Annotated in this window: 12 protein-coding genes; 4 read left to right on the forward strand and 8 right to left on the reverse strand. The window is 54.2% G+C overall.

The features are described from left to right. Positions 1-1077 (reverse strand): M20/M25/M40 family metallo-hydrolase (locus NM10_RS01270; RefSeq protein WP_051132229.1); only part of this gene is annotated, 1077 nt, incomplete at its 3' end. 12 nt (positions 1078-1089) lie between these two features. After that, positions 1090-1539: a GtrA family protein gene (locus NM10_RS01275; RefSeq protein ID WP_020309822.1), complete on the reverse strand. Its 450-nt coding sequence runs from the start codon at positions 1537-1539 to the stop codon at positions 1090-1092. A 176-nt stretch (positions 1540-1715) separates the two neighbouring features. On the opposite strand from NM10_RS01275, the gene NM10_RS01280 reads away from it, so the two are divergent. Further along, positions 1716-2156, forward strand: a complete 441-nt coding sequence (locus NM10_RS01280; protein WP_036200818.1) for a MarR family winged helix-turn-helix transcriptional regulator — start codon at positions 1716-1718, stop codon at positions 2154-2156. 174 nt (positions 2157-2330) lie between these two features. On the opposite strand, the gene NM10_RS01285 is transcribed toward NM10_RS01280, so the two are convergent. The 5 genes from NM10_RS01285 to dapF form a co-directional block, all read right to left on the reverse strand. Beyond that, positions 2331-3728 carry a GntP family permease gene (locus NM10_RS01285; RefSeq protein ID WP_020309824.1) on the reverse strand — a complete coding sequence of 466 codons (1398 nt, stop codon included), beginning with the start codon at positions 3726-3728 and terminating at the stop codon, positions 2331-2333. A 232-nt stretch (positions 3729-3960) separates the two neighbouring features. Then, positions 3961-4383, reverse strand: a complete 423-nt coding sequence (locus NM10_RS01290) for an OmpH family outer membrane protein (protein ID WP_020309825.1) — start codon at positions 4381-4383, stop codon at positions 3961-3963. A gap of 17 nt (positions 4384-4400) precedes the next feature. Next, positions 4401-4988: a domain HDIG gene (locus tag NM10_RS01295; RefSeq protein WP_020309826.1), complete on the reverse strand. Its 588-nt coding sequence runs from the start codon at positions 4986-4988 to the stop codon at positions 4401-4403. Between the two features lie 61 nt (positions 4989-5049). After that, on the reverse strand, positions 5050-6213 hold the full coding sequence (gene sfsA, locus NM10_RS01300; RefSeq protein WP_020309827.1) for a DNA/RNA nuclease SfsA: 1164 nt from the start codon (positions 6211-6213) through the stop codon (positions 5050-5052). Between the two features lie 216 nt (positions 6214-6429). Further along, on the reverse strand, positions 6430-7269 hold the full coding sequence (dapF, locus tag NM10_RS01305; protein WP_020309828.1) for a diaminopimelate epimerase: 840 nt from the start codon (positions 7267-7269) through the stop codon (positions 6430-6432). Between the two features lie 158 nt (positions 7270-7427). Between dapF and NM10_RS01310 the strand changes: the two genes are divergently transcribed. Further along, on the forward strand, positions 7428-8270 hold the full coding sequence (locus NM10_RS01310) for an AraC family transcriptional regulator (protein ID WP_020309829.1): 843 nt from the start codon (positions 7428-7430) through the stop codon (positions 8268-8270). On the opposite strand, the gene NM10_RS01315 is transcribed toward NM10_RS01310, so the two are convergent. Then, on the reverse strand, positions 8271-10553 hold the full coding sequence (locus tag NM10_RS01315; protein WP_020309830.1) for a hydratase: 2283 nt from the start codon (positions 10551-10553) through the stop codon (positions 8271-8273). Between the two features lie 323 nt (positions 10554-10876). Between NM10_RS01315 and NM10_RS01320 the strand changes: the two genes are divergently transcribed. Together NM10_RS01320 and NM10_RS01325 are read left to right on the forward strand one after the other, a co-directional pair. Continuing rightward, the gene (locus tag NM10_RS01320) at positions 10877-12220 is read left to right on the forward strand and encodes a citrate synthase (protein WP_020309831.1); all 1344 of its coding nucleotides are present in this window, start codon (positions 10877-10879) and stop codon (positions 12218-12220) included. A gap of 3 nt (positions 12221-12223) precedes the next feature. Next, the coding region (locus tag NM10_RS01325) for an isocitrate/isopropylmalate family dehydrogenase (RefSeq protein WP_020309832.1) at positions 12224-13038 on the forward strand (815 nt) is incomplete at its 3' end.

The raw sequence follows: 13038 nt of genomic DNA on the forward strand, positions 1-13038 counted from the left end.
GCCTTCCTGCAAGGCGACGAAAGAAGCCTGTTTGGCCGCTTCATAGAAGACGAAACCGGGATAAGCCGAAGCCTGCTGCAAGAGCTCATCGGCACTGCAGACGGAAACAGGCAAATCACTGCCCATGGTCTGCTGCAGGTCGTGGACAGCCCGCCGCGTTTCTTCCAGCAGGACGTACATGACGTCATCGGGCGTCTTGTCGTAAGTCAGCAGATTCAGGGCCGCTGCCACCCGCTGAGGCAGGGTCACGTCATAGCGTTCCTTGCGGTCCCGCAGATAGACCCAGGCAGGCGGCGGCGTCTGTTCGCCATCACAGCAGTCAGTCAGGTCCGGACTGCCTTCCGTCGCCGCGATGAGGTGGGCCAGGATGCCCACGGGATTGATGCCCTTATCATAGCAGCCGATGTGGACAGGCTTGCCCTGGACCAGGACGACAGGCTGTATCTTGCCGACCGAACCGGTATAGGCGACGAGCTTGCCCTGCTCCTTATGGTTCGGTTCGCTGTCGATGAGGATGTCATAGGTCAAATCATAAGAAGAACGCAGTTCATTGAGCAAGGTAATGGCCGTCCGCATGCCGGCCGAATACGTTTCTTCATCGGGCAGGGATAAGTAAATCAAGCTGGCCTGTCCCGGCTGGAAGGCATAGTCCTCAAAGACGGCTAGTTGCGCGGCCGCACCGCCCTTCATGTCACAGGCACCGCGGCCAAAGAGCCATTCGCCGCTTTCCCAGTCACGGCGCACTTCCTCACTGAGCGGCGCCCGTTCCAGCGCCTTGTAGAGCCCTTGCGGGTCAAAAGCCTGGTCCCGCAGATAGCCATAGGACTCGACATCGACGACATCGTGATGATTCATGAAAATGACCGTATGGGCCGTACTGCCGCGGACGAGGCCGTAGACGACAGACCGCTGGCAGTTATCGTCGGGCACATGGATGAGGCCGCTGACGACGCCGTCGAGGTGAGAGAAGAACTGCTGCAGATAGCCTTCCATCTGCCTTTCCTTGAGCGTGTTCGTTTCACTGTCAATATGAATCATATCCTGTAAAATTTCCATAATCCGCGCTGCTCGTGCCATAGAGACACCCCCTTATTTAAATATCCATTTTTTACGCGATACATAATTCCAAACGGTGACGATGGCACTAGCCATGATTTTCGACACCATCGGATTCAGGCCTAAAATAGCCGGCGATGTGAACAGCCACATGAGCAGGAGATTCCAGCCCAGGCCAATGGCACTGACCAGGAAGACCAGGGACACTTCCGTCCCGCGATGATAGCGGCTGCCGCTGTCGAAGACGAAGCGGTTGCAGAGGATGTAGTGATACAGCGTCGACGTGGCAAAGGCCAGGGTCGTCGCCGCCAGAACAGTCTGGGTCTGCATGGAAAAGACAGCACTGGCTGACAACAGCCTGAAGAAAATATAAAAGAGCGTCCATTCCAATAAAGCCGCTGAGCCGCCGACGAGGAGATACATGAAGATCTTCATGTACTCGTTGTTGGTATAATCAAAGCCAAAAATCTGCTTTCGTTTCATGGTGTTCCTTCCTTTTCTGTTTTCGTATCCATTATACGGCACTTGCCAGGGAATTACCACACACTGCCGCTTTTTCTTGCATTTTCTAAAAAGACAATAGATATATATACGAAAATATGATAAAATATATAGTAATTGGTAATACGAAATATTTTTAGAAGGAAGGCAGATATCCTGTGGATTACACGAGATGCATCAATTTTTTGCTAACCATTTCACAACACGAAGTCTTTTTGATTTTCTCCGAGAACTTGTCGGAATTCGGCATCACGCCCGGCCAGTACGGCGTCTTAGCCTGTCTCTGGAAACATGAAACACTGACGCCGAAGGAAATCGCCAACATCCTGCGCGTCGAAAACTCCACCATTTCCGGCGTCCTCGACCGCATGCAGAAACGCGGCCTCATCGACCGCATCCTCGACCCCAACAACCGCCGCAGCATCCGCGTCAAACCGACGGCTGCCGGCATGGCCATCAAAGAACCGGTCCAGAAACGCATCGAAGAACTGAATGACATGGTCTTCAAAGAATTCACACCCCAAGAACGGGAAGAAGTGTTGAACCTGCTCACCCGTATCGGCAAAGTCTGTGCCGATGATTTGAAAGAAGGGAAATGAAAAAGGGGCTGTCGCACGTGCGACAGCCCCTTTTGAGTTTTAAGTTTGTAGTTTGTAGTTTTTAGTGAAGGTTTTTAAATTTAAAGTCCCTATCTACAAACTCTATACTAAAAACTATAAAGCAAAAGGGACCGCGCATGATGACATATACCTTCATGCGCTAGTCCCACCAAATTATACAATACCAGTTAACATGTAGAAGAATACGCCGAAGAAGGCGACGACTACTTTCAAGAGGGTAATGGCGAACATATCCTTATAGGCTTCGCGATGAGTCAGGCCGCAGATAGCCAGGGTCGTGATGACAGCTCCGTTATGGGGCAGGCTGTCCATACCGCCGGAAGCCATGGCCGCGATACGGTGGACGACTTCAGCCGGGATGCCGACGGCAGCCGTTTCAGCCAGGAAGTGCTGGCCAAAGATATCGAGGGCGATACTCAGACCACCGGAAGCGGAACCGGTGATACCAGCCAGGATGTTGACCATCAAGGCGACGTTGAACAGCGGCATGCCCTGACCGATACCGAGGAGGGCATCAGCGACTTCCAGGAAGCCCGGCAAGGACGAAATGACGTTGCCGTAGCCAACTTCCGATGCCGTGTTCATGATAGCCAGCAGAGAACCTAAAGCGCCGGCATTGAGAGCGGCTTTGACGCTGGTGTTCTTGGACATGAACTTGCGGCCCGTTGCAGCGGCGATGATGATAGCCGCCAAGAGGCCGAGGACCAGGGCCCAGATAGCGACGACGTTGTGGACGCCTTTGGCCAGGAGAGGCACATTCATGGCGCGGAACGGTTCCAGTAAGGCATCATCCCACTGGAAAATCATGGAGAAGTAGAAGTTCAAGACCAGGACGACGATGAGCGGGATGATGGACAACTGCCAGGGCGGAAGAGAAGCTTCCGGATCGATGACCGTTTCATTGAGGGTATGGTTGCCATAGCCTTCGCCGGAACGGGCCATCTGTTTGCGGCGGAATTCAAGATAAATGAAGCAGAGGATAATCAGCAAGGTACCGCAAATCAAGCCTAAGATAGGAGCGGCAAAAGTCGTAGTTCCCAGATAAATCGTCGGGATGATGTTCTGGATCTGCGGCGAACCAGGATAGCAGTCCATGGTAGCCGTGAAGACACCGGCGACGAAGCAGGCCGGAATCAGGCGTTTAGGAATATCGGCTTCGCGGAACAGTGCAGCAGCGAAGGGATAGACGGCGAAAGCACAGACGAACATGGAAATACCACCATAACAGAGGATCATGCAGGCGAAGACGACGGCGAAGACAGCCTTATCCTTCCCGATGAGCTTGATGGTTTCCATGGCAATACTGCGGGCCATGCCCGTTTCTTCCATGACCTTGCCGAAGACGGCACCGAGGAGGAAGACCGGGAAGAAGGACTTAATGTAGGTAACGGCCTTAGCCATGAACAGTTCCGTATACCCCGGTAAAATCGGCAGCCCCGAAAAGCTGGCGGCAAAGAGGGCGAAAATCGGTGCGAAGAGAATGACCGAGAATCCGCGATAAGCAAATGTTACGAGCAAAAATAAACTTAGGACGATTGCAACAATATCCATATACGTGTTCTCCTTTTCTTTTGGTTTCCGAATGACTCATTTCGTATCTTCATCATACGTGAGAACCAATGAGAATAAAAGACAACGCCCTAAGACAACCTTTGCGCTTTTTGCCCGTTTTGGAAATTCCATGAATGCAAAAGGACTTGCCGCACATGCGACAAGTCCCTTTTGAGTGGTTAGTGGCTAGTTGTTAGTGGCTAGCGGATGGTTAAAAATTTAAAAACTGGGATTATTTCAGTTTAGCAGCGACGTCTTTGGTGATATCCTGGGACTGGCCGATGACGACGGAGCCCGAGAGGACGACGTAGTCCAGGCCTTTTTCTTTCTGGACGGCCTGGGTCTTAGCGAGGATATCCTTTTCCAAGGGCGAGAACAGGGCAATGCGCTGCTGGTTCAGTTTCGTATTGTATTTCTGTACCAGTGCCTGCTGCGCGTTTTTATCGCTGGTCTTTTTCAATTCTTTCTGGAAATCCTGCTGAGCCGATTTGACATCGGACTGCCAAGTAGCCATGGTCTTCGCGTACTGCGGATGCTGCTGCAAGAGGGCACCGGCATTGATCGTGCCCAGGCCCGATGCGAAAGAAGCGCCGGCAGCGCTGAAGGTCAGCATAGCTGCGGCTACGGTGGTCATCATCATTTTACGTAATTTCATAGTGGTTTTCCTCCTAATTATTCTTCTACGCCTGTCAGTTCCAGACATTCCTTGCGGACGCCGTCTTCACAGGAGCGCATGGCTAAAATCGTCTTTTCAAAGAGGTCGTTCAGGTCCCATCCCAGGGTTTCTGCCCCCTGCTTGATGACGTCCCGTGAACAGCCGGCAGCGAAGCGCTTGTCTTTGAATTTCTTCTTGAGACTCTTCACTTCCATGTCTTTCGTGCTCTTAGACGGACGCATTTTGGCAGCCGCCCAGATGAGCCCGGTCAATTCGTCGGCAGCATAGAGGACTTTTTCCATCAAGTGCTCCGGTGCGACATCGACACAGATGCCATAGCCATGGCAGACGACGGCATGGATAAAGGCATCGTCGGCGTCGATTTCAGCCAGTAATTCCGGTGCCTTTTTACAGTGCTGATCCGGATATTTTTCAAAATCCACATCGTGGAGCAGGCCGACGAGTCCCCAGAAATCGACGTCATCGCCATAGCCCAGTTCCTGGGCATACCAGCGCATGACGCCTTCGACGGTCAGGGCATGCATGATGTGAAAAGGCTCCTGATTATATTTCTGCAATAAAGCCAATGCTTGTGAGCGTTCCATGTCTTTATCTCCCCCTAGCAAATCTCGATTTACCCCATTATAGCATAAAAAACGGGCCTGACTAGTCTTTTTTCACGAAAGCGCCTGTATCGGTCATCAACGAGGCCAGGCGGTTCATGCGGAAGTCTTCGACGACCTGGATGAAAGGCCGGTAATGGATGGGATTTTCGGCAAACCCGAAGAGATGGGACGGGCAGTCGCAATCGGTACAGCCAAAGCCCTCGATATGCCAGTCTGCCACGGCATCGACGGCCCGGGCCAGGTCGTGCTCCAGGTCATCCGCCGTCCGGACGGGCAGGGCGGCGACGACGTCGGCTTCCTGGCGCAGGTAGTCGATGTGCCAGTGCATCTTCTTGCGCTTGCGGCTGTGACGGGCCAGACGGGCAGCCAGGTTCTTCCGGGCCGACCCGGTATAGACGTAATAGCCGGCAGGAAAAGGGAACTCCCCTTTCGAACCGATGGCGATATCCTTCGCATCTGCCAGGTGAAGGATGAATAAATAATCACCGCTGTCATGGTTTTCCCGTTCCAGGATGGCCTGGGGATAGGTCAGGACGCCGGCTACGCCGGGCCTTGAAAACGAGCCATCCCAGTGCAGGGCCAGGGCCTTCCAGTCCAAGTGCGGCGCCGCTTCATAAAAGGCCTGGGCAAAGGCCGGATCCGTATGGTAGTCCGGCAGGAACCAGCGGGCCCGATTCCAGTGGACCAGGAACAAGACGCCCGTGTGGATGCCCTGGCGGCTCATGGCAGCTAATTCCAAGATATGTTTGCGGCCCCGTTCGGTGACGGCATCGGGAAACATGGCGCCGTCGCGGCTAAAGAGGGTACACGATTTGACTTCGACGAAAAAGCGCTCTTCGCCCCGGCCCAGGAGCAGGTCGAAACGGCTGTCGCCGACGGTGATTTCCCGGCGGATGAGGTCCCAGTCTTCCCAGCCCGGGATGAGGTGTTCCTGGACCAGCCAGGCTGCCGTATCATTATTGTACTGTGTATCGAGCAGGATAGGCACGCCATCGCGCTCGATACCGACGACATCGTAAGCCGTCCGGCGCTTGGGATTGTCTGCCGGCCGGACATAGACCGTCACACCGGGAAAGAGCAGTTCCCACATGCGCCCGGGATTGGGCATATGACAAGTCACGACATCGCCATCGAGAGAAACATGGGCGATGAAGCGGTTCGGCCTGTCGACAAAGGCCCCTTTGCGAATAGAAAACATTTCCATATGATACTCCTGTCTGTGAAAAAGAGCTTGTCGCACAGCGACAAGCCCTTTTTAGTGGTTAGTGATTCGTATTTTACAGTGTAGGGGTCGCCACGTGGGCGACCCGTCATGGAATTGGGATGATTCTCCACGTGCGAGCCCCTACGGGCGGCGACCTGCGAATGCATGTATGACATTATCGCCATCATTCCGGGCGGGCGCCCCACGTGGGCGCCCCTACGCTTCCAGCCATTCGCCGGTGAAGGTGACGGCTGCCGGGCCGGTCATGTAGACGTTGCCGTCTTGTTCGTTGTATTCGATGTGCAGCGTGCCCAGGTAGAGCTGGACGTCGACGCTGCGGCCAGTGAAGCCGTTCAGGAAGGAGCCGACGGCGCAGGCGCAGGAGCCGGTACCGCAGGCCAGGGTAGCGCCGGCACCGCGTTCCCACGTGTGGACTTTGATGGTGTGGTCGTCGATGACCTGGACGAAGTTCATGTTGGTCTTGCGCGGGAAAGCCTTATAGGTTTCAAATTTCGGGCCTAATTCGTGGAGGTCGACGGCGTCGACGTCTTTGACATAGGTCATGGTATGGGGGACGCCCATGAGCAGGCTGGTGATGTTATAGGTCTTGCCGTCGATTTCGATGTGTTCATCGATGACCGGGCCGGACGGGCCTTCCATGGGGATCTGGGCGCGGTCCGTGAAGGGCTTACCCATGTTGATGGTGACCAGGCTGACCTTGCCGTCGTCGCCGACAGTGACTTTCGGCTTCATGATGCCTGCCAGGGTTTCAACGGCGAATTCTTTCTTGTCGATGATGCCGTTGTCGTAAACGTATTTGGCAAAGCAGCGGATGCCGTTGCCGCACATTTCCGCTTCACTGCCATCGGCATTGATGATGCGCATGCGGACGTCGGCCTTATCGCTCGGTACGATGACGATGATGCCATCGGCGCCGATGCCCGTATGGGGAGCGCACATCTTGACGGCCAGCTGGGAAAAATCCTTGTCCGCGCCGTTTTTATCTTCCAAAAAGACGAAGTCATTGCCTAAGCCGTGCATTTTTACGAATTTCATAGTTAAACCCTCCGTGAAAAAATATCTATACTACTATCATTGCTTACTTGAATCCTTACAGTTGTTATTATACAATAGCGGAAAGTGGCAAATATATGTAGATAATGCTCTTTATATTGCAAATCCTGCTATAAGATAAGGTGTGAGGTGACACAGGTATGGCGCAAAAGACGGGTTATTTAGCGGAAAAATTAAAACTCTTCCATCTATCGGATAAGCGGCAGTGGACCTGCCCCTATCATTACCACGACTTCGACAAGATCACCCTCTTTTTCCGGGGCCACGTATCGTATGACGTCGAAGGGACGGCCTATGACTTGCAGCCTTTCGACATCGTCGTCATCCCGGCCGGCCGCATCCACCGCCCTATCATCTATGGCGATGATGTCTACGAACGCATCATCGCTTATATTTCCCCGGCTTATCTGCAGGGCTATGAACGCCGCGGCTGCCCGGCCGGCCAGATATTCACGGCGCCCAAGGCTCCCGTCCTGCGCCAGCCCCAGGAAGCGGACAACTTGTACAATGTATCGTGCCGCCTGCGCCGGGCCTGGTCGGACATGGGACCGGAAAGCCCGCTCTTACAGGAAACGCTGTTTACGGAGTTCATGATCCACCTGACCCGGGCCCTGCAGAAAGACAAGCTCCGCATCGTCCAGAAGGGCCATCAGAACGAGAAGATACGCCGCATCCTGGCTTACATCGAAGCCAACCTGAGCGGCGACCTGTCCATTCCCAGCCTGGCCGCCGCCTTTTTCATGAGCCCGGACTACTTGATGCATCTCTTCAAAGCCGAAACGGGCATGACCGCCGCCCGCTACATTACGACGAAACGGCTGCAAAAAGCCCGCCACCTCATGCAGGAGGGGCGGGCTTTGACGGAAATCTGCTATGACTGCGGATTCACGACGTATTCGACATTCTACAGGGCCTGGAAAAACCACTATCACACGTCACCGAAAGAAGGCATCCGCGCCTTCCCCGATACTTTCGACGAATAATCAGCGGTTCCGGTTGTAATTGATGAGGCAGCCGGCTTTGACGATTTTCTTTTCATCGTCCGTCATGGGCGCGATGTACAGCGACAATTCACGCAGGTCCTTGCCGACGACATAGGCCTTGATGGCTCTCATGTCGCCGTCGAGGGCTTTTTTGACGTCCGGTACATAGATGTAATCGCCGATTTCAAAGTCCGGTTGGCCTTCCATCTGGAAAGGCAGCATACCCCAGTTGATAACATTGGAACGATAGCGCTTGGTCGCGTATTCCTGGCAGATATTGGCCAGGCCGCCGAGGACGCGCTGGCAGCTGGCAGCCTGTTCGCGGGCCGAGCCGTCGCCGGGCTTGATGCAGTAGATCATGCTGCCGATTTCCACGTCTTTCATGGAAACGTCGCCAAAGTGAGCGCGCAGGACGGCGAAGACGTCTTTCAGGACCGGGTCGACGCCAGCCGGGCAGTCGCCGGCCAGGCGGGCCCGTTCGACTTTGTCTACGGCTTTGGCCCGGCCTACGTATTCCGGATCGCGGCGGGACAAGGTGAATTCAGCCAGGCCCAGGGGATTGGAGCGGTACGACGACGTTTCGCCAGACGGGATGAGTTCGTCTGTCGTCGTGACCGGGTCCATGATCTTCGAGCAGACCTTGAGCAAAACCGAATCGGCCAAAGGTTCCATATCCGGCCAATCCTTGATGTTCGGACCATAGACCAGGGAAGCGCCTTCGTCGGCCTGGCCGAAGCCCTGATAGACGCGGGTAGCGTAGGGCTGGTCGTCGTAATCATAGGGCGTTTCGACATAGTCGTCCATATAGCCTTCGGCCGACGTCAGGACGCCGCCGTTAGCTGCTGTCGCAGCGATGGAACGGGCATCCATGAGGGCTACCGAAGCGAACTGGCCATTGCCCGGTTTCGAGCCTTCGCGGTTCGGGAAGTTACGCGTCGTATGGCGGATGCTGAAGGCGTTGTTGGCCGGCGTGTCACCGGCACCGAAGCAGGGACCGCAGAAGGCCGTCTTGAAGATGGCGCCCGCTTCCAGGAGCGATGCCACGGCGCCCTTGCGGACCAGGTCGAGATAGACCGGCTGCGACGACGGATAGACGTCGAGGGTGAAGTTGCCGTTGCCGCAGGAAGCCTGCTTGAGTATATGGGCAGCGGCCATGACGTTGCCGTAGTTGCCGCCAGCACAGCCGGCGATGACGCCCTGCTGGACCTGGAGCTTGCCGTTTTTGATTTTATCGGTCAGGCTGTATTTCAAATCCTTGTTGCTCATGCGGCCGTTGATGTCTTCTTCCGTTTCATGGAGGATATCTTCCAGGTTGGCATTGAGTTCATCAATGGTAAAGGCGTTGCTGGGATGCATGGGCATGGCGATCATCGGCTTGATGGTGCTCAGGTCGATGTAGATCATGCCGTCGTAATAGGCCACATCGGCGGGATTCAATTCTTTATAAGCATCGCCGCGGCCGTGCTGGGTCAAATAGGCCTTGGTGTCGTCATCGGTCCGCCATACCGACGACAGGCACGTCGTTTCCGTCGTCATGACGTCGACGCTGTTGCGGTAGTCCGTCGTCATGGAAGCGACGCCGGGGCCGACAAATTCCATGACCTTGTTCTTGACGTAGCCGTTCTTGAAGACGGCACCGACGATGGCGCTGGCAATGTCATGCGGGCCGACGGCCGGACTCGGCTTGCCCGTCAGGTAGACGCCGACGACGCCGGGATAGGCGATATCATAAGTATCGCACAAGAGCTGTTTGACCAGTTCGCCGCCGCCTTCACCGACGGCCATAGTCCCTAAGGCACCATAGCGGGTATGACTGTCAGAGCCGATGATCATGCGGCCGCAGCCGGCCATCTTTTCACGCATGTACTGATGGATGACGGCGACGTGGGGCGGTACGAAGATGCCGCCGTATTTCTTGGCTGCCGACAAGCCGAAGACGTGGTCGTCTTCATTGATGGTGCCGCCGACGGCGCAGAGCGAATTATGACAGTTTGTCAGCACGTAGGGAAGGGGGAATTTTTCCATTCCCGATGCCTTAGCCGTCTGGATGATGCCGACAAAAGTAATGTCATGGGAAGCCATGGCGTCGAACTTGATTTTCAAGTGTTCCATGGAACCCGACGTATTATGATTTTTTAAGATAGAATAGGCGATGGTCCCTTTCCGCCCTTCTTCCTTAGAAACGGTCCTGCCTGTGAGCTGTCTGAGTTTGGCCGCATCCTGTTCCGGCACGATGTCCGTCCCGTTGACGAGATATGCGCCTCCATCATATAACTGAATCATTCCAAGCCCTCCTTTGTCACCGCCAGCCTGGGCGATGGCTTTTCTCATTGTGAAAATATTGCAATCCATTTTCACAATATAAAATTTTAAGCATTTCAATAAATATTATATCATAATTAAAACGGCCGTGGCTACCCTTAAAACGTTTTACACTTTACGCGATTTTTATTTTACTTTCTCCATAATTATGCTATAATAACTTATACTTTGCAGGAATATACTAGAAATTATTCCTAAAATAAAATTTATGAATATTCGCATATAACCGATACTTTATAAGTTATTCTCCCATATTCATACTTGCAGGAAAGAGAGGAATCACATTGGACAAAAATATTTACTTAGCCCAGTTTTACGGCAAGTCACAAAACTACACACAGATTCCCCGCGAATGGTTCTCCAAGTACGGCGTAAAGCGCGGCCTGCGCAATGAAGACCACACTGGCGTCCTCGTCGGCCTGACCCGCATTGCCGATGTCGTCGGCTACCAGCGTGACGAAAAAGGCCAAAAAGTCGATTGCGACGGCGTCTTGTACTATCGCGGCATCGACATTCGCGAGCTGGCCAAAGTCGAAAATTATCAAGGTTACTTATATGAAGAAGCCAGCTTTCTCCTCCTCTTCGGCTACTTGCCGACAGAAGATGAACTGAATGCCTTCTGCAAGGTCTTACAAAACGGCTACGATCTGCCCGATGATTTTCTGGAAATGAACCTCCTGCGTCTGCCCGGCAAGAACCTGATGAACAAATTGCAGCACGCCCTGCTGACGCTCTATAATTACGACCCCGATCCGGACAATACCGACGTCTACCAGACCCTGCGCAAGGGCCTGAATATCATGAGCAAGCTGCCGTCCATCGCCGTCTATGCCTATATGTCCAAGGTCCATTATTATAACCGCAAGAGCCTGGTCATCCACTATCCCCGCAAGGACTATTCGACGGCAGAGAATATCCTGTCCATGCTGCGGCCGGACAGCAAATTCACGCCCAAGGAAGCCCAGCTCCTGGACCTGCTCTTATTCCTCCATGCCGACCACGGCGGCGGCACGAACTCGACGTTCACCAATATCGTCGTCTCGTCGACGGATACGGACATCTATTCCAGCATGGCCAGCTCCGTCGGCGCCCTCAAGGGCCCGCGCCACGGCGGTGCCAATATCCGCGTATCCCTGATGATGGAACAGGTCATCGACGCCATCGGCATCAAGGCTACGGATGAACAGATCGTCGACGTCATCCACCAGATTCTCAACAAGAAATTCAAAGGCTGTCACGACGGCCTGGTCTATGGTTTCGGCCACGCCGTCTACACCCTGTCGGATCCGCGCGCTGAAATCATGCGCCACTACTGCGGCATCCTGGCCAAGGAAAAGGGCATGACCGACGTCTTCCGCTTCTACAACCGCTTTGAAAAGCTGGCCATGAAGACCTTGAAAGAAGAAAAGGGTGTCAACATGTGCAGCAACGTCGATTATTACAGCGGCTTCGCCTACAACATGCTGGGCATCCCGCGCGACCTCTACACACCGCTCTTCGTCATCAGCCGTATGGTCGGCTGGCTGGCCCACAACATCGAACACAAACTGTACGATAACCGCATCGTCCGTCCGGCAGCCAAGTATGTCGGCGATTTGATGGACTATATTCCCAGAAAGGACAGATAGATCATGAAGACAATCACTGTATTCAAAGGCGATGGCATCGGCCCGGAAATCACCGACGCTGTCCTGCAGATTCTCGACGCTGCCAAAGCGCCCCTTTCCTATGAAATTTTCAACGTCGGCGCTGCCGAATATGAACGCCACGGCGCCCTCATCCCGGACGACGCATTCGCTTCTTTTGAAAAGACCCATCTCCTGCTGAAATCGCCGATCACTACGCCTATCGGCAAGGGCTTCCGGTCCCTCAACGTCACGTTGCGCAACAAATATGACCTCTATGCCAATATCCGTCCGGCCAAATCGAATACGGCCGTCAAGACGCCTTTCCCCAACGTCGATATCGTTACTTTCCGGGAAAACACAGAAGATTTGTACATCGGCGTCGAATACAAGATGAATGAAGATACGGTCCACGCCATCAAGCTCATCACCCGCAAGGCCAGCGAACGCATCATCCGGGCCGCTTTCGACTACGCCGTAGCCCATGGCCGCAAAAAAGTCACCTGCGTCCATAAAGCCAACATCCTCAAGATGAGCGACGGCTTGTTCCTCGACATCTTCCACACCATCGCCAAGGACTACCCGCAGATCGAAAGCGACGACAAAATCGTCGACAACACGTGCATGCAGATGGTCATGCGGCCGGAACAGTTCGACATCATCGTCACGCCCAACCTCTACGGCGACATCCTGTCCGACCTGACCAGCGGCCTCATCGGCGGCCTGGGCCTGCTGCCTTCCATGAATGTCGGCGACGACTATGCCATGTTCGAAGCCGTCCACGGCAGTCGCCCGGATATCGCCGGCAAACACATCGCCAA

Origin of the sequence: Megasphaera sp. NM10 (assembly GCF_000417505.1) — a bacterium.
Taxonomy (GTDB): Bacteria; Bacillota; Negativicutes; order Veillonellales; family Megasphaeraceae; genus Megasphaera; species Megasphaera intestinihominis.